The organism is Ferrovum myxofaciens, assembly GCF_000735045.1.
Taxonomy (GTDB): Bacteria; Pseudomonadota; Gammaproteobacteria; order Burkholderiales; family Ferrovaceae; genus Ferrovum; species Ferrovum myxofaciens.
In genome coordinates this window covers 1-22,665 of record NZ_JPOQ01000082.1, presented here as the reverse complement: position 1 = coordinate 22,665, position 22,665 = coordinate 1, and the positions used below count along the sequence as shown (strand labels likewise).

23 protein-coding genes and 1 tRNA gene are annotated in these 22,665 nt (G+C 55.4%); 11 read left to right on the top strand and 13 right to left on the bottom strand.

Annotated elements, in window-relative coordinates:
* Positions 1-641: 641 nt before the first annotated feature.
* The 4 genes from IV91_RS0110320 to rfbD all read right to left on the bottom strand — a co-directional run bounded on the left by IV91_RS0110320 (position 642) and on the right by rfbD (position 3,155).
* Positions 642-717: transfer RNA gene (locus IV91_RS0110320), tRNA-Phe, on the bottom strand.
* 112 nt (positions 718-829) lie between these two features.
* Entirely contained in the window at positions 830-1,702 is an 873-nt protein-coding gene (locus IV91_RS0110315) for a thermonuclease family protein (protein ID WP_031598118.1), read from the bottom strand.
* A complete protein-coding gene (gene rfbC / locus IV91_RS0110310) occupies positions 1,699-2,256 on the bottom strand; it encodes a dTDP-4-dehydrorhamnose 3,5-epimerase (protein ID WP_031598117.1) in 558 nt (185 codons plus the stop codon). The genes IV91_RS0110315 and rfbC overlap by 4 nt, the downstream gene beginning before the upstream one ends.
* Positions 2,253-3,155, bottom strand: a complete 903-nt coding sequence (gene rfbD, locus IV91_RS0110305; RefSeq protein ID WP_197456452.1) for a dTDP-4-dehydrorhamnose reductase — start codon at positions 3,153-3,155, stop codon at positions 2,253-2,255. The genes rfbC and rfbD overlap by 4 nt, the downstream gene beginning before the upstream one ends.
* Before the next feature lie 159 nt (positions 3,156-3,314).
* Between rfbD and dapA the strand changes: the two genes are divergently transcribed.
* The 3 genes from dapA to IV91_RS0110290 all read left to right on the top strand — a co-directional run bounded on the left by dapA (position 3,315) and on the right by IV91_RS0110290 (position 6,295).
* Positions 3,315-4,205, top strand: a complete 891-nt coding sequence (gene dapA / locus IV91_RS0110300) for a 4-hydroxy-tetrahydrodipicolinate synthase (RefSeq protein WP_031598115.1) — start codon at positions 3,315-3,317, stop codon at positions 4,203-4,205.
* A gap of 61 nt (positions 4,206-4,266) precedes the next feature.
* Positions 4,267-5,460 (top strand): outer membrane protein assembly factor BamC, encoded by a 1,194-nt coding sequence (gene bamC, locus IV91_RS0110295; protein ID WP_051862536.1) that lies wholly within the window; start codon positions 4,267-4,269, stop codon positions 5,458-5,460.
* 61 nt (positions 5,461-5,521) lie between these two features.
* Positions 5,522-6,295, top strand: a complete 774-nt coding sequence (locus tag IV91_RS0110290; RefSeq protein ID WP_031598113.1) for an MBL fold metallo-hydrolase — start codon at positions 5,522-5,524, stop codon at positions 6,293-6,295.
* 115 nt (positions 6,296-6,410) lie between these two features.
* On the opposite strand, the gene IV91_RS0110285 is transcribed toward IV91_RS0110290, so the two are convergent.
* Together IV91_RS0110285 and IV91_RS0110280 are read right to left on the bottom strand one after the other, a co-directional pair.
* Positions 6,411-6,650: a hypothetical protein gene (locus tag IV91_RS0110285; protein ID WP_031598112.1), complete on the bottom strand. Its 240-nt coding sequence runs from the start codon at positions 6,648-6,650 to the stop codon at positions 6,411-6,413.
* Positions 6,651-6,763: 113 nt separating this feature from the next.
* Positions 6,764-7,882 (bottom strand): cupin domain-containing protein, encoded by a 1,119-nt coding sequence (locus tag IV91_RS0110280; protein WP_031598111.1) that lies wholly within the window; start codon positions 7,880-7,882, stop codon positions 6,764-6,766.
* A 75-nt stretch (positions 7,883-7,957) separates the two neighbouring features.
* Here IV91_RS0110280 and gltX point away from each other — a divergent pair, with 75 nt between their 5' ends.
* Positions 7,958-9,346: a glutamate--tRNA ligase gene (gene gltX, locus IV91_RS0110275; RefSeq protein WP_031598109.1), complete on the top strand. Its 1,389-nt coding sequence runs from the start codon at positions 7,958-7,960 to the stop codon at positions 9,344-9,346.
* A gap of 25 nt (positions 9,347-9,371) precedes the next feature.
* Here gltX and IV91_RS0110270 read toward each other — a convergent pair whose 3' ends face one another.
* On the bottom strand, positions 9,372-9,668 hold the full coding sequence (locus IV91_RS0110270; RefSeq protein ID WP_031598107.1) for a YciI family protein: 297 nt from the start codon (positions 9,666-9,668) through the stop codon (positions 9,372-9,374).
* 162 nt (positions 9,669-9,830) lie between these two features.
* Between IV91_RS0110270 and IV91_RS0110265 the strand changes: the two genes are divergently transcribed.
* From IV91_RS0110265 to mfd, 5 genes are read left to right on the top strand one after another with little or no spacing between them, the layout of a single operon-like run.
* Entirely contained in the window at positions 9,831-10,607 is a 777-nt protein-coding gene (locus IV91_RS0110265; RefSeq protein ID WP_031598105.1) for an inositol monophosphatase family protein, read from the top strand.
* Positions 10,608-10,612: 5 nt separating this feature from the next.
* Complete coding sequence (locus IV91_RS0110260) at positions 10,613-11,347, top strand: RNA methyltransferase (protein WP_031598104.1); 735 nt, start codon at positions 10,613-10,615, stop codon at positions 11,345-11,347.
* Between the two features lie 13 nt (positions 11,348-11,360).
* On the top strand, positions 11,361-12,044 hold the full coding sequence (cysE, locus tag IV91_RS0110255) for a serine O-acetyltransferase (protein ID WP_084190043.1): 684 nt from the start codon (positions 11,361-11,363) through the stop codon (positions 12,042-12,044).
* A 12-nt stretch (positions 12,045-12,056) separates the two neighbouring features.
* Positions 12,057-12,392, top strand: a complete 336-nt coding sequence (locus IV91_RS0110250) for a HesB/IscA family protein (protein WP_031598102.1) — start codon at positions 12,057-12,059, stop codon at positions 12,390-12,392.
* A gap of 32 nt (positions 12,393-12,424) precedes the next feature.
* On the top strand, positions 12,425-15,787 hold the full coding sequence (gene mfd, locus IV91_RS0110245; RefSeq protein WP_051862534.1) for a transcription-repair coupling factor: 3,363 nt from the start codon (positions 12,425-12,427) through the stop codon (positions 15,785-15,787).
* A gap of 81 nt (positions 15,788-15,868) precedes the next feature.
* Here the strand turns inward: mfd and IV91_RS0110240 are convergent, their stop codons facing one another.
* A complete protein-coding gene (locus IV91_RS0110240) occupies positions 15,869-17,392 on the bottom strand; it encodes a fumarate hydratase (RefSeq protein WP_031598100.1) in 1,524 nt (507 codons plus the stop codon).
* A gap of 146 nt (positions 17,393-17,538) precedes the next feature.
* Here IV91_RS0110240 and acs point away from each other — a divergent pair, with 146 nt between their 5' ends.
* A complete protein-coding gene (acs, locus tag IV91_RS0110235; RefSeq protein ID WP_031598099.1) occupies positions 17,539-19,512 on the top strand; it encodes an acetate--CoA ligase in 1,974 nt (657 codons plus the stop codon).
* Positions 19,509-20,600: an LPS export ABC transporter permease LptG gene (gene lptG, locus IV91_RS0110230; RefSeq protein ID WP_197456449.1), complete on the top strand. Its 1,092-nt coding sequence runs from the start codon at positions 19,509-19,511 to the stop codon at positions 20,598-20,600. The genes acs and lptG overlap by 4 nt, the downstream gene beginning before the upstream one ends.
* Here lptG and IV91_RS18445 read toward each other — a convergent pair.
* The 5 genes from IV91_RS18445 to IV91_RS19145 form a co-directional block, all read right to left on the bottom strand.
* Positions 20,597-20,989 carry an RDD family protein gene (locus IV91_RS18445; RefSeq protein WP_062188205.1) on the bottom strand — a complete coding sequence of 131 codons (393 nt, stop codon included), beginning with the start codon at positions 20,987-20,989 and terminating at the stop codon, positions 20,597-20,599. The two genes, lptG and IV91_RS18445, sit on opposite strands and share 4 nt — an antisense overlap.
* A 20-nt stretch (positions 20,990-21,009) precedes the next feature.
* On the bottom strand, positions 21,010-21,519 hold the full coding sequence (locus IV91_RS16860) for a DUF3106 domain-containing protein (protein ID WP_051862530.1): 510 nt from the start codon (positions 21,517-21,519) through the stop codon (positions 21,010-21,012).
* Positions 21,498-21,872, bottom strand: a complete 375-nt coding sequence (locus IV91_RS0110215; protein WP_160171562.1) for a DUF3619 family protein — start codon at positions 21,870-21,872, stop codon at positions 21,498-21,500. Before IV91_RS0110215 ends, IV91_RS16860 begins: the two co-directional genes overlap by 22 nt.
* A complete protein-coding gene (locus IV91_RS0110210) occupies positions 21,865-22,446 on the bottom strand; it encodes an RNA polymerase sigma factor (protein ID WP_031598089.1) in 582 nt (193 codons plus the stop codon). The genes IV91_RS0110215 and IV91_RS0110210 overlap by 8 nt, the downstream gene beginning before the upstream one ends.
* A 20-nt stretch (positions 22,447-22,466) precedes the next feature.
* The coding region (locus IV91_RS19145; protein WP_233418440.1) for a hypothetical protein at positions 22,467-22,665 on the bottom strand (199 nt) is incomplete at its 5' end.

Here is a 22,665-nt window from a genome sequence, read left to right as displayed (position 1 = left end):
TTCATCGGCAGAAAACGAAATATCGTCCACTTGCCAAGGCGATTGCAGGCCAAGCGCCATGCTAAATAAAGTTGTACTATTCATGACGGAATTATCGCACCACCCACTACAAATCACATAGAGCCACATTTAGCGGAGAATGATCACCATCGCGAACGGCAAAAATTTCTGTCGCCTCAAAATGACTATAAAAGCCCAGCACATCTGGTGCTGTGAGCCGCGCCGTTTCTGTTATGGCACGGGCAACATTCGTATTACTGTCAGACATTACGCGCCCCCCAGGCAGAAGTCCGCAATCGCAATTTTTAGTTACCCGCTCACTACCATGGTCCTGTGTGGATAACGCCCTTATTTTGTTCGATTTACGATTAGTATGCATCACCAGACCACCCGTCAAACCGCTCTCCGCGACACACGCGCAAGTGACTGTAGTTATTATGGTTCTGCGTGTGCCAAATGTATGCGGTTCTCCATTATTTTTTGAGAACAGAGAGCAGAAAGGAATCGAACGGTGAGAAATTGGGCGGAATTTGCGGCGCGCTGTGGGTAGCATGGCACACGCAGAATGGGCCAGAACCCCGCGTGGCGCGCGGGAACCCTGAAAATGGAAAGACCGACTGAGAACAGTCGGCCCTTATTATTGGTGGCCAAGGGCGGAATCGAACCACCGACACAAGGATTTTCAGTCCTCTGCTCTACCGACTGAGCTACTTGGCCACAATAAGCCGCCTATTATATCGGATATTTCAAAAAACGTACAGAACCAGCCCGTGCCATCCATCCGAAGGAGCGCCGCATCTATGGGAAGGGAGTTTGGCCTCTCCGCTGTCTATGAGTGAATCACGATTTCTTCCGGCGGAACCAGCAACTGGAGTTTTCCATCGGCGAATGAGATCAGGTCCAGAAAGGGGACCGACCCATTGACAGAAGACAACGAAACTGATCCCGCGCAACGATTCAATCGTGACAACCATTCCGCAGAGGAACTCCCACGGAGGAAGCTTGTTTCCACATCCACCAGGCGACGAAACAGAAAAGGCCAGATCAGACAGGCGGACTCCAGTGTGTCACGCAGGGTCTGCGCATCCGACAAAGGAAAACCGCAATGGGTGCGATCCGCAGGCCAGACGCCTCTACTCTGCATCCGCGCCATTTGAACCGACGTACTCAGAGAAATACGCCAATCTGTTGGAAAATCCTTGTGCACCAAAGGATAAACATGACCTTGCCGCAATAATTCCTGATTGGCGCTGGCTTCCCACGTATCCTCCCAGGCAAGTGATGCATCCCTCGCGCCGCGATCCTCTCCCCGCAGCGCCAAACCCAGAGCACGGCCGTATCGATCCACGCGCAGAACCCCCAGGGTGCCACGGCAGGCCTGGGGGTCAGCGCCCACCACCCGTCCGGCAAGATTACGTTGCAGCGAGGAAAAACCGAGAAAGTTCAGAAGTGCTTGGGCGGCCTGCTCACCCCACGGAGAGGGCTGACGCCACAAGGGCTGCCCCCGCCGCCTGTAATGAATCTCTGGAGCATCCACGCCCAGCAAACGCACACTCAAGGCACCGTCCTTGCTCCAACGCAGACGAGGCATGCACTGAGCGACGGGAATCGGGTGGTCTGGCACGAAGCGCACCGAATCCCCATCCGGGGCATGATCAAGCACCACCCAGCATCCTTCCAGCCAGGTGGGCCTTGATTTCACAGATCCTCGTACACTTCAGCCTCCGCCAGACACTTGCCCACGCGGTCTTTGGCCGAAAGAAGGGGAGTTACCCCAGAGGGGGTAGGCCAGGAAATGGCCAGGGTCGGATCATCCCAGCGCAGAGACCGCTCCGCCGTAGCCAACCAATAGTCCGTGGTCTTGTACAGAAACTCCGCATGCTCGGACAAAGTCAAAAAACCGTGGGCAAAACCCGGCGGAATCCACAGCATCTGACGATTTTCTGCGGATAAAACGCACCCGTAATGCTGACCAAAAGTGGGAGAATGACGACGAATATCCACCGCCACATCATAAACTTCTCCTTCGATCACCCGCACCAGTTTGCCTTGGGGTTGAAGGATCTGATAATGCAGACCCCGCAATACCCCCCGCATCGAGCGAGAATGATTGTCCTGCACGAAAGAGCCGGAATACCCTGTGAGACTCGAAAAACCTCGGGCATTGAAACTTTCAAAGAAAAATCCGCGTTCATCTCCATAGACTTTTGGCTCGATGCGAAAAACGCCCGCCAGAGGCGTAGGATGACCTATCATGATGTTAAAACCTCCTGGACATCGGGGAGTTCGGCCAAACAGTCTTCCAGCGCCTCGGACCAGAGGGGTAACCGGACGCCAAACACTTCTTTCAATTTGGTGTTATCCAAACGACTATTCACCGGTCGCCGGACGGGACTGGGATAATCGCCGGAAGGAATGGGGAGAACGAGCGCCCGACACTCGGGACGCAATTCAAAGATTCGACGGGTAAAGTCATACCAGGTCGTGGCCCCCCCGTTGGTCAGATGGTAGATCCCTTCTTTTCCCGTCAACCCATCCACCAGGGAATTCTCTGCCTGTGCCGAAGAACACAAGGTCGCGCAAACTGCCATCGTCCCCTGCGCAATGGAGCCTGCCCAGGTGGGGGCACCCCACTGATCGTTCACCACCTGAATTTCAGCCCGTTCCTGCCCCAAACGCAGCATGGTCCTGAGGAAATTTCGTCCATGCAAACCATACACCCAACTGGTCCGAAAAATCAGGGCAGGAACGCCGCTGGACATCAAACCCTCTTCACCGGCCCGCTTACTGCGCCCATAAACACCGAGAGGGGCAGTGATATCCTTCTCTGTATAGGCGCCCTCATGCGTCCCGTCAAATACATAATCCGTGGAATAATGGATCACGGCTCCACCCCATTCACGCTGAAGACTCCCCAACAGTTCAGGAAGTTGGGCATTCAGTGCAAAGGCGGCGGCCTGCTCCTGCTCGGCTCGATCCACAGCCGTGTAGGCCGCTGCATTGACGATCAAATGAGGCCGATACTGACGGACCCAGGCCGCCACGGCACGGGCATCGACCAGATCCAGTTCTTCCCTGGGAGGAGCCTGCACCGTCCCCAGAGACCTCAGCAAAGGTTTCAATGCCGAACCCACCTGTCCGTTTACCCCTGTCAACAGGATTCTCACTCTCGCACACTCTCGCTTGGAATAGTCGTGAATTGTAGCAGAATCCCTTTTTGAATACCCTCTACCCTCCAAGCCCTCATTCCCACCATTCGCCATTTTCCCTGTAGGATAGTACAATCAGAGTTTTCAGCGCGGGAAACTTCCATGATGTTTCAGGGTAGCTTGGTAGCCATCGTCACACCGCTCACCGATGATGGAGAACTGGATTTCGAATCATTAAGTTGCCTCGTCGATTGGCATGTCTCCGAAGGAACCGATGGCATCGTGGTGGTGGGCACCACCGGCGAGTCCCCGACCCTCAGCGTAGCCGAACATGAGGCCCTGATTGCCAAAACCGTGGAATATTCCGCAGGCCGGATCCCGGTGATTGCAGGCACCGGAGCCAATTCCACCGCTGAAGCCATTGAGTTGACACGCTTTGCGCACAGCGTGGGAGCCGTCGCCGGACTGTCCGTTGTCCCCTATTACAACAAGCCCACCCAGGAAGGACTGTACCAGCATTTTTGCGCCATCGCTGATGCCGTGGATCTGCCCCTGATTCTGTATAACGTCCCTGGACGCACGGTGGCTGATCTGCAAAACGAAACCGCACTCAAATTGGCGGTCCACCCCAATATCATCGGCATCAAGGATGCAACCGCCGATCTTTACCGAGCCAGTGAATTGATTGCCCACGCCCCCCCCGGATTTGCTTGCTACACCGGTGATGATGGCAGTGCCGCCGCCTTTCTGTTGCTCGGTGGTCATGGGGTCATTTCCGTCACCGCGAACGTAGCCCCGGCCTCAATGGCTGCTCTCTGCCAGGCAGCGCGCGCAGGGGACGTCATGAAAACACGGGAAATCAACAACACCCTTCTCGACCTTCATCGTCTGCTGTTTGTTGAAGCCAATCCCATCCCTGTCAAATGGGCCTTGGCTGAGATGGGGAAAATCGGGCACGCCTTGCGCCTACCCCTCACCTCCCTGTCCAGAATCCATCACCCTTCTCTGCGCGATGCCTTGCGTTTCGCAGGGTGTGATTTGTCGGCACAAGGATGATAAACTCGCGTCAGTTTGATGGTTGCCCTCTTGTCATTCTCACCGCAGGAAAGTTCCGTTCATGAATAAAACTCTCGTCGCCGTCTTGGCGGCATCCCTGTTGGCGGGTTGTAGCGTTCCTTCCCAAGTCTTTCAATCAAAAAAAATCGATTACACGACAGTAACGACCACGGCCCCCCCCCTTGAGGTTCCTCCCGATCTGACCCCGATCCAGACAGATGAGCGATATGGCATTCCCGGACAAGACAAAGCCACCACCCTGACGCAATTCAATCAGGAAAAACAGGAAAAACCGAACAACGGCCTCCCTGCCACAGATCAAAGCGGGGTATTGCCCGCTTTTGGGGATCAAGTCAAACTGGAAAGCGACGGCACTCAGCGCTGGCTGGTGGTCAAGTCCTCCCCAGACAAGGTTTGGGCAGGGTTGGAATCCTTTTGGGCAAGCAATGGGTTCAAATTGCAGAGCGATGACCCAAAAATCGGGATCATGGAAACCCAGTGGAAAGACAATAAAACAGCCGTACCCCAAACCTATATCAAACACCTTGTCAGTTCGGTGATGGACAGTCTGGTCTCCAGCCCGGTGCGCGATCAATTTCGGGTTCGCATCGAGCGCGGTACCGAAGCAGGCACCACCGAAGTCTATCTCTTCCACAAGGGCATGGAAGAGATGTTGAACAAAAACAACTACACCGGTTCAATATGGCAACCCCTCCCGGACAATCCGGAAATTGAAACGGAATATCTCAAAAAACTGGCTGTAAAATTTGGCGAAACCCCAGAAGAGGCAGACACGCTCCTGGCCAAAGAGGACACCCCCCAGAAATCCAACGAGTCAAGCGACAACACGAACACCTCCCATATCAGTTCATCGGCCAAACTGGTGACCCAGGCGGAGGGAGGAACCCTTCTCACCCTCAACGAACCCTTTGACCGCGCCTGGCGCAAGATAGGTCTCGCCTTGGATCGAAGCGCCTTCACCGTTGAAGATCGTGATCGCGCGGCCGGCGTGTACTTCATCCGGTACACTACCGATGAAGAGTCGGGCAAAAAGAACGGAAGCAGGGGATTTTTCTCGAAATTGGCGTTCTGGCGCTCCGAGGACAAAACCAAGGACACCCAGACCTACCGCCTCTCGGTTAGTTCGGTCAGCGGTCATGGCACCACCGTGGACTTGCGCGACAAAACGGAGGCCAAGGTCCCGCCTGCCACCAGCCAACGGATCCTGACACTGATCTATGACCAACTGCACTGAAACCGGGAAAACCATTGGTCACCCTGCCTTCCCTGTGGTGTTGCAGGAATTCCTTTGATTCATGATGCTACGGTTCGCATCTTTAGGCAGCGGCAGTGAGGGCAATGGATTACTGGTACAGTCAGCACAAACGCTGATTCTGGTGGACTGCGGGTTCTCCCTGGTGGAAACCGAACGACGCCTGAACCGACTGGGCGTATGCAGCACTCAATTGGATGCGCTTTTGGTCACCCATGAGCACTCCGATCATATGAGCGGGATTCCTGCCCTGGCCAGGAAAGTGGGTTGCCCCGTCTATGGCAGTTTCGGTACGCTGTCCGACCTGATACAGGAACTCCCCGAGCAAATTCGCATCATTCGGGACGAAGAGTCCTTTACTGTGGGCCCCATAAACATTCTTCCCTATGCGGTGCCCCATGACTCGCGCGAGCCCCTGCAATACGTCTTCAACTCGGGAGAACTCCGCTTTGGGCTACTGACAGACACGGGGTCCATCACGCCCCATATCGAACGTTCCTTACAAGGCTGTCACGCCCTATTTCTGGAAACCAACTATGATCCCGGGCTACTGGAAAAGGGGCCCTATCCTGCCAGTTTGAAAGCGCGCGTACAGGGGCCCTATGGACATCTGTCCAACGAAGTCTCTTCCCGTCTGGCACAGCGTCTTGACCACCAAGGTTTACAGTGGATCGTGGCAGCTCATATCAGCCGCAAGAACAATACTCCGGACCATGCCTTGACCGAACTCAACCGGGCGCTTGGAAACGGAGTCGACCGCATTCTCATCGCCGCTCAGGATACAGGACTGGATTGGATTTCCCTGGGCTGTCCCTGATTGAGTGATCCGTCCGGACGATCGCCTCGAAACAGAAAAAACTTTGTTTGATCAGGTATCCCCCGAAAAACAAAAAGCCGACCCAAAGGCCGGCTTTTTGACAGAGCGACCAGATTTACTTCTTGTCAGCAGCAGGGGCAGCAGGAGCAGCAGGTGCGGCGGCAGGTGCTGCAGCGTCAGCAGCAGCGGGAGCAGCAGGTGCAGCAGGTGCAGTAGCGTCAGCAGCGGCAGGTGCAGCGGGTGCAGCGGCATCGGCAGCAGGTGCGGCAGGGGCTTCGGCCTTGGGTGCTTCGGGCTTGCTACACGCAGCCAAGGTCACAGCAAACAGGGAAGCAATCAAAAGATTCAGTTTCATGATGTATCCTATCGGAGAGGTTGATGATAAATCCTGAACAGCCCCAAGGGAGCCATCAGACCCAAGGAGCATACACCATTTATGCCTGAGGCGACAAGCGCTCACCCCCGGAATCAAAAAAATTTAACCCACCCCGCCTGCCAGGCATCATGCAGCACAGTCAAAAGTTCTGCGTCCATCGCTCTGGCCGACAGTTTTCGAGTATCTGCCAGGCAACGCATTTGTGTCGATCCTGGTTGATGTAATTCGAAACGATCCCCATTAAAGTAAAAAAATTTGCCGGAAAACAACAACTGACTACGGGGATCCAGATGCAAATCCTGCTGCAGACAGCGCAGTTCAAAGGCATCGAGTGTCAAAGTTTCTTCCGCAGGCTCAAAAAACAGGTGGGGCTTGGGTTCACTCAGATACCGCCCCACACATTCTGCCACCATTGAATGTGTCCAATGTACCTGCTGGCGCAACATCCCATCTATTTGGGTAATCAACTCCGGGGGAATTTCGCCCGGATGCGCAGAAAGAGTCAGGTCAGGGTCAGCATAGCGTCCTTCCACCTGCAGACGATCACGCAAAAAATCCAGAAAAGCCTCTACCCATTCCTGATAGGTCGGAGCCCGAAAGCCGATGGAATAAGTAAAACATTCACTCAAAGCCACTCCGTCATGGGCACAATGGGGCGGCAAATAGAGCATGTCTCCCGCCTCCAGATCCCACTGTGCCTGTGGAGAAAAACGACGCAGCAATTTGAGGTCGCTGTCAGGCAGTAATTCCAGATCCTCTGTTTCTGCGATTCCCCAGCGCCGAGTGCCGAATCCCTGCAAGAGAAAAACGTCATAAGAATCGAAATGAGGGCCCACGCCTCCCCCAGGGGCGGCATAACTCACCATCAAATCATCCAGACGCGCGTGAGGCAAAAAATCAAATTCCTGAAGCAGTGCTTCGCCTTCTGGTAACCAATGATTCAACTCCTGAACCAGTACCGTCCAGTTTTTATCCGGCAAGGTTTTAAAATCAATGGGACGAAAAGGGCCGTGCCGCAACACCCAACGTTTTCCCTGACGCAGGATCAGGCGCGCCTGCACGGCGGGACGGGTGGCCAGGCGCTTGATTTCCGCAGGGGTCAATAATCCCAGAAAATCGGGCACGGCCCGACGCACCAGCAGAGGTGACTTGTGCCAGTGCCGGGCCAGAAATTCGCCGGGGGCCAGTCCCCCTAAAAGAGTGTCGCGCATGGGTAAAGTGTACCATCCCTCTGCGATTTTCAGAGTCCTCGCGTTACAATGGTCCCTTTGGTTCAGGAAATGATCATGGTTCGCACCCGCTTCGCGCCCAGTCCCACCGGTTACCTGCATATTGGAGGAGCCCGTACCGCTCTTTTCTCCTGGGCTTACGCCCGCCGCCACGGAGGATCCTTCGTACTGCGCATCGAGGATACGGACCGCGAACGTTCCACCGCCGCCTCCACCCAAGCCATTCTGGAGGGCATGGCCTGGCTGGGACTGAATTATGACGAAGGTCCTTTTTACCAGATGCAACGTCTGGCTCGCTACCGCGAAGTTGCCGATCATCTGCTTAAAACCGGTTGGGCCTACCCCTGCTATGCCAGCCGCGAAGAACTGGAAGCGTTACGTGAAAACCAGCGCGCACGCGGAGAAAAACCCCGTTATGACGGACGCTGGCGCGATTCCAAAGCCCTTCCCCCGGCGGGCATTGCCCCAGTCATCCGTTTCAAGACTCCTGTGGAAGGCAGTGTCACTTTTCACGACTTGATCAAGGGCCCCATCACGGTTGCCAATTCAGAACTGGACGATCTGGTGCTGCTACGGGCCGATGGCATTCCCACCTACAACTTCGGCGTGGTGGTGGATGATCTGGATATGCAGATCACTCATATCATCCGAGGAGACGACCATGTAAACAATACCCCACGTCAAATCCACCTAATCCAGGCTCTGGGCGCATCCCTTCCGCAATTCGCCCATCTCCCCATGATTCTGGGACAAGACGGCGAACGTCTGTCCAAGCGGCACGGTGCGGTCAATGTCCTGCAGTATCAAGAAGATGGTTTTTTGCCGGAGGCCCTGCTCAACTATCTGGCACGTCTGGGCTGGTCCCACGGCGATGCAGAGATCTTTTCTCAGAAAGATCTGGTTTCCTGGTTTGATCTGGCCCACGTCAATCGTTCCCCCGCCCGTTTCAACCCGGAAAAATTGCTCTGGCTCAATCAGCATTACCTCAAAGAATCTTCCGATACGCGCCTGGCCACCCAACTCCGAATAGACTTGACTTTGAGTGACGCCCAGTGGGCCATGGGCCCTCTACCCGAGCAGGTTGTCGCCCTACTCAAGGGACGCCTCAGCCATGTCACGGAACTGGCTGAGGCTGCTCGCTACTTCTACACCGATCCGGCGCCTACTCCCGATATTCTGGCCCACCCCCCGGAAGGCGCAATACGAGATGCGTTACAGGCATGTCTGAGCGCATTTCAAACGGCGGCCTGGACCCCGGAGTCCCTGGGTCCTCTCATCAAGCAAACCGCTCAGGCTCACGGCCTCAAGATGGGACCTCTGGGAATGCCTCTGCGCGCCATTCTCTGCGGAACCTCCCATACCCCTTCCCTGGATGTCACGCTGCACCTGATCGGACGGGATGCCGTGACGCGTCGTCTACAACACTTTCTATCCTTGATGAACTAAAACGACAAAGACCGCCGCTTCCCCCTCAGAGAAAGGAGCGGCGATCCAGAAAAGCCAAGCGCCAGCGTGTGATCGTCACGCGGTCCGGCAACCCCACCAGGGTAAAAGGGTCCGCCGCAATAAAACGTTCGGCGTCGGCTCGCTCGTCCACATCAACGATGTAAAAACTCCCCTGCGCTCTCTGCCCTGCATCGTCCATCTTGGCCCCACAGGCCAACAGTTGGGTTTTGTTTTCCTCCAACCAGGCCAGATGGGCAGGACGATTTGCCTGGCGTACCGCGTCATGTTCCGGTTTGTCCCAAGTTTCAATCAGATAAGGCATGATCAGATTCCTCGACGTCAAAAGGTCCCCCAATTATCCAGAGACTGACCACCAGGGTCAATTTTCGGTCATCCTCCGTCAATTCCCGCGCATTCTTCGTCGGTATCCCGCGGATCGGCGTATAATCAAGGGTTCAGTTGACTGATCGAGACGTTCACCACCATGCATCCTCAACTCAATTTTGCCATCAAGGCCGCCCGCCGGGCCGGAAACCTGATCCAGCGCGCCGCCTTGGACGTAGACCGTCTCACGGTCAGCAAAAAAGCCCATGCCGACTTCGTTTCCGAAGTGGACCGTGCAGCGGAACAAGTCATTTTGGAAGTGCTCCAGGAAGCTTACCCGGATCATGCCTTTCTGTGCGAAGAAAGCGGTCCCTCGGGAGATTCCCCCTATTGCTGGATCATTGATCCTCTGGATGGCACCACAAACTTTTTGCATGGTTTCCCTCTCTACAGCGTCTCCATCGCCCTGGCCCATCAGGGAGTTGTGACACAGGGCGTGGTTTACGACCCGGTCCATAATGACCTGTTCACAGCCACCCGGGGTAGCGGGGCCTTTCTCAATGACCGGCGTATCCGCGTGAGCGGACGGACCCGTCTTGACGAATCGCTCATTGGCACAGGCTTCCCCTACAGCCACATGACCCATCAGGAGCGCTATCTGCGCATGATGGCGGAAGTCATGCGCAAAACAGCAGGCCTGCGCCGCCCCGGTTCGGCGGCCATTGACCTGGCCTATGTGGCTGCCGGGCGTTACGATGCATTTTGGGAACTGGATCTCAAACCTTGGGATATGGCTGCAGGCACCCTCCTGATTCAGGAAGCGGGGGGATTGGTCTCCGATCTGGACGGAGAGGGCCGGTTTCTGGAAACCGGAAATGTGGTCGCCGGATCTCCCAAGATATTCGGCCAACTCCTGCCCCTCCTGCAAAACGCTTGAGTCCCATGTTTGAGCGTTTTCGCTTCGTCCTCTGTACCCCAACCCACCCCGGCAATATCGGAGCGGCTGCCCGCGCCCTAAAAACCATGGGGTTTAACCGCCTGGTTCTCGTCAATCCCCGCCACTTTCCGGATCCCAAAGCCAATGCACGGGCTGCCGGAGCCGACGACCTGCTGGAACGGGCCGTGGTGTGCACCAGTCTGGACGAAGCCCTGCAGGGCATCACCTTGAGCGTGGGATTAACCGCCCGACGGCGCGACTTGTCTCACCCCATGCTGTCACTGCGCGAACTGGCCCCCTCCTTACCCCAGGAAGTACTCGGGGAAGGAGAAGTGGCGCTGGTTTTTGGGACGGAAATGTCCGGCTTGTCCAATGCCGAACTGGACCTGTGCCAATTACTCGCCCATATTCCCACCGACGCTACCTTTGGCTCGCTCAATCTAGGCTCTGCCGTACAATTGGTGGCCTATGAACTACGCCATGCCTTGCACCAGGAACACAGACTTCAGGCGCGGGAATACCCGCCCGCCACCCATGACGAAATGGAACATTTCTACGCTCACCTGGAACGTGTGCTGACAGGCGGCGGATACCTCGACCCCCAACACCCAGGGCGTTTGATGACCCGTCTGCGCCGCCTGTTTTCTCGGGCAAGGGTGGAACGTGAAGAAGTCAGCATCCTGCGTGGTATCCTGAGAACCCTGTATCCTGCCGATAATGGCAGTTCTCCCTTACCTTGAGGATAAGTTTCCCATGCTGGCCCGCATCCGCGAACAAATTGACTGTGTCTTCGACCGCGATCCAGCGGTCCGTAGCCGTTGGGAAATCATCACGCTCTACCCCGGTTTTCATGCCATCCTGCTGCATTGGTTAGCCCATGGGCTATGGCAACGTAATGCCAAATGGTTGGGACGGGCAGTCTCTCAATTTTCCCGTTTTTTAACCGGTATTGAAATTCATCCGGGAGCAAAGTTGGGACGACGCGTCTTCATCGACCACGGCATGGGGGTGGTCATCGGAGAAACTGCAGAAATCGGTGATGATTGCACCCTTTACCAAGGAGTCACTCTGGGAGGAACCTCCTGGAACAAGGGCAAACGCCATCCCACGCTGGCCCCCGGAGTCATCGTCGGCGCTGGCGCCAAGGTGATTGGCCCCATCCTCTTGGGAGAAGGCTGCAAGGTAGGCTCCAACGCCGTGGTGGTCAAACCGGTCCCGCCCCGTGCCACCGTCATCGGAATTCCCGGACGCCTGCTGGAAGACGACCAGCACCAACCTGTCAAGGCCGATCCACAGTTCAGCGCCTACGGTTCTTCGCGCGACGAAAAAGATCCTCTTGCCGTAACGGTGCAGGAATTGGTCCATTTCAATGAGCAGTTGCGTCAGCAAGTGGCGGAACTTTCTCGCCAGATCCAGAGCCTCAAGAAAAACGTGTAAAGGAGAACTCCCATGACCATTACCCTGACCGAATCTGCTGCACAACAAATCCACCAATCCCTGACCAAACGTGGCAAGGGGATTGGACTGCGTTTTGGCACAAAAACTTCCGGCTGTTCCGGACTGGCTTATGTGGTGGACTATGCCGATGACGTGCGTGAAGGCGAAGTCACTTTCGAAACCGGTGGAACCCTCGTCGTCGTGCATCAGGATCACCTTCCCTTTTTGAATGGAACCGTCATCGACTACCAGCGTACCGGACTCAATGCCTCATTCAAATTCAACAATCCCAATGTCACAGATAGTTGCGGATGCGGAGAAAGTTTCACCACCCGTACGGCAGCCTGAGGCATGTATCTCCGTCACTGATTCGGTTCCACATGTCACTTCCCCCTTTGCTGGGCGCTGCCTGGCGATTGTCACAGAACGCCCACGCCCCAGGCCCTCTGGTCATTCTGACCGAAAGCACGGCCCAAGCCCAACGCCTGCGCGAAGAAATGGCCTGGTTCGATACCACCCTGCGCCTTTCCTGTCTGCCCGATTGGGAAACCCTTCCCTATGACCGGTTTTCCCCTCATCAGGATCTGGTCTCGGAACGCCTGGCCACACTTTGGCAAATTTCCCAGAGCCAGTGTGATGTCGTGTTGGTCCCCATCAGCACCGCGCTCCAGCGTCTGCCGCCCGTCAGTCATCTGGCCGGGCATACCTTTGTCCTGAAACAGGGACAAACCCTTGATGCCGAAGCCCTGCGCCAACAGATGGTCAAGGCAGGGTACAGCGCCGTTCAGCAGGTACTCAATCCCGGGGAATTCTGTTTACGCGGCGGAGTAATCGATCTGTTTCCCATGGGGAGCGTACTGCCCTATCGTCTCGACCTCTTCGACACCACGCTGGAAACTCTGCGCACCTTCGATGTAGACAGTCAACGTTCACTTTATCCGGTTCCCGAGATTCGCTTGCTACCCGCCCGCGAATTTCCACTGGATGAAGCCGCGCGGTCACACTTCCGCTCCAGTTTCCGTGAACACTTCGAAGGCGATCCCTCACGATGTACCCTTTACCGCGACGTTGGCAATGGACTGGTACCCGGCGGAATCGAATATTACCTGCCCCTCTTTTTTGACCAATGCGCAACCCTGTTTGATTATCTGCCTTCTTCCTCCGTTTTATGCCCCCTCACCGACCTGACGGCAGGGATCCGCACCTATTGGGGATCCATTCGCAGTCGTTGGGAACTGGTCAAAGGAGATCGCGCTTATCCGGTACTCGATCCCACGGCGCTGTTTTTGAAAGAAGAAGAATTCTTTCTGAGGATGAAGCCCTTCTCAAGAAAACAGGAATCAGGGCCAGATTCCCTGCAAGCCCTTCCCCCACTCGAGGTACTGCGTCGATCCCCTCATCCTCTGGAGAAACTGGAGGATTTCCGGTCTTCATTTGACGGACGTATCCTGATCCTGGCGGATAGTCTGGGGCGGCGCGAAACATTGCGCCAGTTATTGCAGGAGCAGGGCCTGATCCCCGAAAATGCCAGAGATTGGGCCGAGTTCCAGAATGCCTCAGCACCGCTCATGCTGAGCGTAGGTCCGCTTCTGGAAGGTTTTTCCCTGGGCCAACTGGCGCTCATCACTGAAAACGAACTGTTCCAAAGTCAAGTTCGCCAAACCCGCCGACGGGAACGGCAAAGGACCAATAGCGACAATCTTCTGCGTGACCTGACGGAAGTTCACGTGGGAGACCCGGTGGTCCACCAGGACCATGGTATTGGGCGCTTCCAGGGACTGGTGAATCTGGACCTGGGAGAAGGGTCGGCGGAATTCATGCAATTATCCTATGCCGGTGAGGATGTCCTGTATGTCCCCGTGGCTCAGTTACATCTGATCAGCCGGTATTCGGGCGGACCGCCCGAAGCGGCACCGCTGCATCGATTAGGCAGTGGACAATGGGAAAAAGCCAAACGTCAAGCCGCTCGTCAGGCTCGCGATACCGCAACCGAACTGCTTGATCTCTATGCACGGCGTGCTACCCGCACCGGTTGGGCCTGCCCTCTGGATGATCAGGCATACGCCGCCTTTGCTGCCGGTTTCCCCTTCGAAGAAACCCCCGACCAATCCGCTGCCATCGCAGCCGTACGCGCCGACCTGGCCGCCGCCAAACCCATGGATCGGCTGATCTGTGGCGATGTGGGTTTTGGCAAGACCGAAGTGGCGATGCGCGCAGCCTTCCAGGCAATCCATGCCGGACGCCAGGTTGCCCTGTTGGTCCCCACTACCTTGCTGGCTGAACAGCATTACCAGAACTTTTCTGATCGTTTTGCCGATTGGCCGGTACGGATTTCCGAGTTATCCCGTTTCCGCTCCGCCAAGGAAGTCACCGCGACTTTGCTGGCCCTGGAAGAAGGCAAAATCGATCTGGTCATCGGCACCCATAAACTGATCGGAGAAAACGTTCGCTTTGCGCGCCTTGGACTGGTCATCATCGATGAGGAACACCGTTTCGGGGTACGTCAGAAGGAACGCCTCAAGGCCCTGCGCGCCGAAGTGGATGTTCTCACTCTTACGGCCACCCCCATTCCTCGCACTCTCTCTCTGGCGCTGGAGGGACTGCGGGATTTCTCGGTCATCGCCACTGCCCCGCAAAAACGTCTGGCCATCAAAACCTTCGTGCATCCTCAATCAGATGGTCTGATCCGTGAAGCAGTCTTGCGTGAACTGAAACGAGGAGGACAACTGTATTTTCTCTACAACGAAGTAGAGACCATGGAAAACGAGCATCAGCGCCTGAGTGCACTACTTCCGGAGGCACGCATCGCCATGGCCCATGGCCAGATGCGTGAACGGGAACTGGAACAGGTCATGCGCGATTTCTACCAGCAACGAGTGAACCTCTTGCTCTGTTCCACCATCATCGAAACAGGCATCGACGTCCCTAACGCCAATACCATTCTGATCCATCGCGCTGATCGCTTCGGTCTGGCCCAGTTGCATCAATTACGGGGTCGGGTGGGCCGTTCTCACCATCAAGCCTATGCTTACCTGCTCACTCCTCCGGAGGACGCCCTGACTTCCACCGCCAAAAAAAGACTGGAAGCCATTCAGCAGATGGAGGAATTGGGAGCCGGATTCTACCTGGCACTACAGGATCTGGAGATTCGGGGCGCCGGTGAAGTCTTGGGGGACTCTCAAAGTGGAGACATCCAGGGAATTGGATTCAACTTGTACACCCAGATGCTGACCCAAGCGGTGAAAGCTCTTCAACAAGGTAAAACCTGGGATCCGGAACGGCCTCTCGACATTGCCCTGGAAATCAACCTGCACGCTCCAGCCTTGCTTCCTGCCGCCTACTGCGGGGACATTCACGAGCGTCTGGTTCTATACAAACGCCTGGCCAACTGTGACACCGTCGACACCTTAACCGATCTGCAGGAAGAACTCATCGATCGCTTCGGTTTGCTACCGGAGGAAACCCACACGCTGATTGAAAGTCACCGCTTGCGCATTTTGGGCCGGCCTCTGGGCATCCGCAAAATCGATGCCCATGATGAAGGCGCGCTGATTCAATTTTCCGCCCAGCCTCCCTTCGACCCCCTGGACTTCATTCACCTGCTGCAACATCAACCCCACTACCGTTTGGCGGGCAACGATCGCCTACGCGTGCTGTATCGGGCACCGGGGGCATCGGAGCGCGCCCGGCAGGTCACCCAGGTTCTGAATACTCTGGCCACGCTGATCCCGCCTTCCTCCTGATCCGTCCTGTCACCACCATTCTGCCGCGCCATCGAAACAGGGATCACTTTCCCATAACGCCCTCAAAGCGGAAATAGAGCCTCAGTTTTTATGATGCGCGATGTCGGACAACCGGATCCGCCACTCGGCAGGACCACTTTGGTGAATTGAATTGCCCGCACAGTCCACTGCCACCGTAACGGGCATATCCTCCACCTCGAATTCATAGACTGCCTCCATGCCCAAATCAGCGAAGGCCACCACCCGTGCGGCACGAATCGCTTTGGCAACCAGGTAAGCCGCCCCCCCTACAGCAATCAGGGAAACCGAGTGATGTTTTCGGATGGCCTCGATTCCCTGGGGACCGCGCTCGGCCTTGCCGATCATCCCCATCAGCCCTGTTCTTTCCAACATAAACTCCGTAAACTTGTCCATGCGGGTGGCAGTGGTGGGGCCTGCGGGGCCCACCACCTCTCCCCTCACCGGATCCACGGGACCCACGTAATAAATGAAGCGATGGGTAAAATCCAGTCCTTCCGGCAAGGGTTCCCCCCGGGCCAGCAACTGCTGGATACGCAAATGGGCCGCATCGCGCCCAGTCAGCAATTTACCGCTCAAGAGAAGCGTGTCGCCGGGTTTCCAGTCCGCCAGATCTTCCTTCCGCAGGGTATCCAGATTCACCCGACGAGCCGTTGGAGCAGCCCGCCAAGTCACTGCGGGCCAATCTTCGAGTCGGGGTGGGGTCAGGGAAACCGGGCCAGAGCCATCCAGGGTGAAATGAATATGGCGCGTGGCAGCACAATTGGGAATCAGGGCCACCGGCAGTGATGCCGCATGGGTGGGATAGTCAAGGATTTTGACATCCAGTACCGTGGTCATTCCGCCCAACCCCTGGGCGCCGATGCCCAAGGCATTGACCTTATCATACAGTTCGATGCGAAGAGCCTCCACCGTATTGGAGGGGCCCCGTGCCTTAAGCAGGCTCATATCTATGGGATCCATCAAAGATTCCTTGGCCAGGAGCATGGCCTTCTCTGCCGTTCCTCCAATGCCGATCCCCAGCAACCCGGGAGGGCACCAGCCAGCGCCCAGAGTGGGGACAGTGGTCAAAACCCAATCCACCAAGGAATCCGAAGGGTTGAGCATCACCAGTTTGGCTTTGTTTTCCGAACCTCCTCCTTTGGCCGCCAGGATGACTTCCACTCTCTCTCCCGGAACCAGTGATACCTGGATCACCGCAGGAGTGTTATCCCTGGTGTTCTGTCGTTTTCCGGCGGGATCACTCACGATGGAGGCACGCAAGGGATTGTCAGGATTCAGATAGGCTTGCCGTACGCCTTCATTCACAGCATCCTCCAATGAACCCGTCAAGTTCAGGCGTACCTTCAGCCCCACTTTGAGAAAGACATTCACAATGCCCGTGTCCTGGCAGATGGGACGATGGCCCTCGGCACACAGGCGCGAATTAGTCAGAATCTGGGCCATGGCATCACGGGCCGCAGGAGATTGCTCCTGTTCCCAGGCGACCCCCAGGGCCTGAACATAATCCACAGGGTGATAATAGGAAATGTACTGCAGCGCATCTGCAATACTCTGGACCAGATCTTTTTGTTCTATGCTGACCACCGGTTCTCTCCCTGTAAAATAGCACCCATGCAGAAAATTCTTCTCTGCGACTGTGGCTATAATAACGCTTCGTGCCCCAAAGTGGGGTCTGAGGGAATTTCCCCCATGCCCACGGCCCGATCTTCAGACTCTCAAAGGGAAAAATCATGTCGACTGAAGTGTTGCACCGTGAACATCGCCATTTTGCACCGGATGCCACTTGGGTTGCCCAGGCCAATGTTTCAGGTCATGCCGCCTACCTGGCCTTGGTCAGGGAAGCAGAACGGGATCCGGAGGAATTCTGGGGACGTCTGGCGCGCACCTATCTGGTCTGGAAAACGCCCTTTCAGACCGTTCTGGATGACCGGAATCCCCCCTTCTACCGCTGGTTTGAAGAAGGGACACTGAATGCTTCCCATCTCTGTCTGGATGTCCCCATCGAACGCGGAATGGGTGAAAAAACCGCCCTGATCTTTGAGTCTGACGATGGGACGGTTACCACCCTCACCTATCATGCTCTTCATGAGCGCGTCTGTCGCTTTGCCAATGCCCTCAAGTCTCTTGGCATCGGCAAGGGAGATCGAGTCATCATCTACATCGCCATGTCCATCGAAGGCATCGTCGCCATGCAGGCTTGCGCCCGGATCGGGGCCATTCATTCCGTGGTTTTTGGTGGTTTTTCAGCCAAATCCTTGCAGGAACGCATACTGGACACAGGCGCACGCCTCATCATCACCGCCGATGGCCAGAAACGTGGGGGCAAAATTATCCAACTCAAGGCCATTGTGGATGAAGCCCTGAGCATGGGTGCTGGAATGGTGGAAAAAGTCATCGTCTACGCACGAACTGGAGAAAATATTCCCTGGGACTCCGCGCGGGATCTATGGATGAAACCACTGGAAGAATCCCAATCACCGCTCTGTATTCCGACTTGGGTAGAAGCAGAACATCCCCTGTTCATACTCTACACCTCGGGATCCACAGGCAAACCCAAGGGCGTACAACACGCCACCGCCGGATACCTGTTATGGTCCATCCTGACCATGACCTGGGTCTTTGATCACCACCCTGAAGACGTCTACTGGTGTACCGCCGATATCGGCTGGATTACCGGCCATACTTACGTCAATTACGGTCCTCTGGCCGTAGGAGCCACCCAGGTCATTTACGAGGGGATTCCGTCCTGGCCCCATGCTGGACGATTCTGGTCGATGATTTCACGCCATCGGGTATCCGTGTTTTATACCGCCCCCACCGCCATTCGTTCCTTGATCAAGGCCAGCAATCTGGATCCCGAAATTCACCCCCAACGTTTTGATTTGTCCAGTCTGCGTCTTCTGGGTACGGTGGGAGAACCTATCAATCCGGAAGCCTGGATGTGGTACTACCAACAGGTAGGAAACAGTCGTTGTCCGATTGCCGATACCTTCTGGCAAACAGAAACCGGTGGCCATGTCATCGCCCCCTTGCCCGGAGCCACCACGCTCGTCCCGGGCTCCTGCACCCTACCCTTGCCCGGCATCGATGCGGCGGTGGTGGATGAAACAGGACAGGAAGTCCCTCCTGGACATGGCGGTTCGCTGGTCATCCGCCGCCCCTGGCCCGCCATGCTGCGAAATCTGTGGGGCAATCCGGAACGTTTCCAGAAAACCTACTTTCCTTCCGAATTGAAGGGGTATTATTTGGCGGGAGATGGGGCAGTCAAGGATCCTACGACGGGTTATTTCACCATCACTGGACGCATCGACGATGTCCTCAATGTATCGGGACACCGCCTGGGCACCATGGAAGTGGAATCCGCTCTGGCGACCCACCCTATGGTGGCAGAGGCAGCCGTGGTGGGGAAACCCGATGACATCACAGGAGAAGCCATTGTGGCTTTTGTGGTCCTGAAACAGCAACGCCCTGCCGGAGCAGAAGCCCAACAATTGGCTTCAACATTGCGCCAATGGGTAACCCGGGAAATCGGCCCCATTGCCAGGCCCCGTGATATCCGTTTTGGAGATAACCTGCCCAAAACCCGATCCGGCAAAATCATGCGCCGTTTACTCCGCTCCTTGGCCTGTGGTGAACCCATGACACAGGATATTTCCACGCTGGAAAACCCAACGATCCTGGATCAGTTGCGGGAAACCTTGTGAAACGCTGGCGCGGGCTACTGATCGACCGTTATCTGGCCCGTGAAATTCTATCTGGCACCGGACTGGTGTTCACTGCCTTGCTCTTCCTGTTTTCCTTCTTTGATCTCATCCACGAACTGAACGACATCGGTAAAGGAGGTTATGCTCTGTGGCAAATCGGCGTCTTCGTTGCCTTGGCCCTGCCGGGCCATGCCTATGAATTATTCCCCATTGCCACCCTGATTGGTACACTCTATGCCCTGACCAATCTTGCTCAGCATTCTGAAATCACGGTCATGCGCAGTTCAGGCATGTCCCGTCAGCGACTGGCGCAGTCCCTGCTTCGAATCGGTGCCGGATTTGTGCTGGTGGCTTTCATTCTGGGGGAACTGATCATGCCTTTTACGGAGGAAGCCGCACAACAATGGCGTTTGAAAGCCCTCAACAACCTGGTTGCTACCCAGTTCCGCTCGGGTATCTGGATCAAGGACAAGGGAAGTTTCATCAACATTCGCGAAATGATGCCGGACAATTCGCTGGAAGACCTGCGCATCTACGAATTTGACAATAATCGCCGTCTACAGCGCATCAGTACTGCACACAACGCCCTCTACCTGCAGGATCACGAGTGGGAAATGAAACAGGTGGAAAGGACCCTCTTTACCCCTAAAGGAGTTTCGGTGGTGCATGAAGACCATGTGCGCTGGAATTCCGTTTTATCTCCCCAGGTGATGTCCACCTTGCTGGTGGAACCGGAACAAATGGCTCTGTGGAATCTTCACACCTATATTCAGCATTTGCGTGACAACCATCAACAAACCTTACGTTTCGAAGTCGCCCTATGGGGCAAAGTGTTCTACCCTTTTTCCAGTCTCGTCATGATGTTGCTGGCCCTTCCCTTTGGGCTGCAACGCCCCCGCGCAGGGGCCGTGGGCGTACGTATCATGATTGGAATTGGTCTGGGTCTGGGCTTCTATCTGAGTAACCGTTTTTTTTCCTATCTGGGACAACTCAACGGTTGGGGCCCCATTTACAGTACCACGGCACCCAGCCTGGTTTTTCTGGGACTGGCACTATTTCTCGGCTGGTGGGGAGAGAAACGCGCCTAATATTGGCGCATGGTCAAACCCAGCAAACGATCATGAAGAAATTGCCCCTCCTTGTCCACCAGGACCCAGAGCAGGCTGATTCCCGTTAAATATCCGGGAATCGCCAGAACATAACGCAGAAAGGCCCGTCCCCAGGAGGGGGGGTGCCCTGTGGAATCCAGCAATTGAAGATGCCAGGTGCGCATCGGAATGGTTTGTCCTGAACGGTGCCAGAACCAGGAAAAGTAGAGCCCCACCACGCCAAACAAATAGAGACGATACCACTCGCGCAACTCGGGATGCAGCGCATAATGGGTCAATCGAACGAAAGGCAAAGCCGCCGCAATGAGTACGCCCGCTACCAACAGGGCCTCATAGACCCAACAGATCAGGCGGGGTCGCAACGGCAAACGTATCCATGAGCCGGGAGTCAAGGAGTCTTGCCCGCAGGGACAGGTGCCCCCGGCAAGGCTCCCGAGGAAGGAACAGAACCGGTTACCACGGCAGGAGTTGGCTGAGAACTGGAAACAGGTACGGTTTGCGTCAAAACAGGTACTCCACTGGCAGTTACAGAGGAATGATGAGCACGCCAACGGGATTTGATGGCGGCACGTTTTTCCGGGGGGAGTGCATGAAATACTTTATAGTTGTGACGTGCCTGGTCGCGAGTTGCTTTGGATAAATGCGTCCAGATCGGGATGTTTTTCTCAAAACGCGCTTGTTCCGTCGGAGACAGTTTTGGGTAATGTTGAGCCGCACTCAACAGCCTCTTGCGCTGTAAGGAAGAAAGGTGATCCCAGTCCCGGGCAGCTGGTGCTAAAATAGTCTTCTGCTCGGGAGTCAATGAGGACCACACAGGTGACGATACCATTTCCTGTGCGCCTGCGGTGCTCCATAAAAGCAGCAGACAAACCGCAATCAGCGCTTTTCCTGAAGCCATTCAGTAAAATCCTTTTGGGCTAAATCCTGAGGGGGTATTTCTGCTGCCAGAATTCTGGCTTCGAGCAATCCCGCCTCCTCCTCTGACTCCTGATGTTTGGCCTGCCACCAAAAACCACAGAATACCAGGGAAAAAACCAGCAGAACGGACATCAGAGACCATCGCCCCGCATAGTCGCCCACGGCCAAATGTGTTCCATTCAACGACCACCCCGTCCTCCCCGTGGAAATACACATTTGCGCAAGCACTTTCTGGCGTTGGGTACGCAAACGTGCCAACACCAAGGGATCAAGATCATTGAGCCCCCGATCCAGTTGCTGACAAAGCAATTTTGCAAAAGTTTTTTCATCCATGGTCATTTAATCCCTGACTAGCCAAGACCCGTGCCAACGCATGAACGGCACGGGAACAGTGGGCTTTGACGCTCCCCTCAGAACACCCCATGATTTGCGCGGTTTCGGCAACATCTCTCTCTTCCCAGTAACGCAACAGAAAGGCTTCTCGTTGACGCGGGGGAAGGTTTTGTAAAGCAATCTCAATCAAAACAAGTGTTTGTTTTTGATTTAATTGCAAATCCGGAACCATAGAAAAGTGTCGGCCTTCTCCAGAATCCTCCACTGAATCGAGAATATCAAAGTCATCATCTCCCTCCTCCACCCCTCGCTGGAAAGAACCAGCCAATGGTGTCCAGGCGGAACGAACCTTGAAACGCCGATAATGGTCTCGAATCGTATTTTGGAGAATACGCTGAAACAACGGGGGTAGTTCTTCCACCGGTCGATCTGAATAACTCTCAGTCAACTTGAGCATGGCGTCCTGAACCACATCCAGGGCTGCAGAATCATCCTGTACTGCATAGACCGCCTGTTTAAAGGCGCGCCGTTCTGCACTTGCGAGAAATTTGGATATTTCTTGAAACGAAGCCAGTGGAGTCTCCCATGCAAAACTTAGAGGAGAATGATAGCAAGAATTGACCCTGCATGACCAAATGCCAAAAGTTCCTGCAATACAACAAATAATACAGAGATACGGGCCAAAAAAAAAGCACGGTCCGTGGGGACTGTGCTTTTTTTGGTGTTTCTTCTGTGAAGCAGAAGGAACGGGTAGGGTGTCTGGCGGTGACCTACTTTCGCATGGGTAATCCAC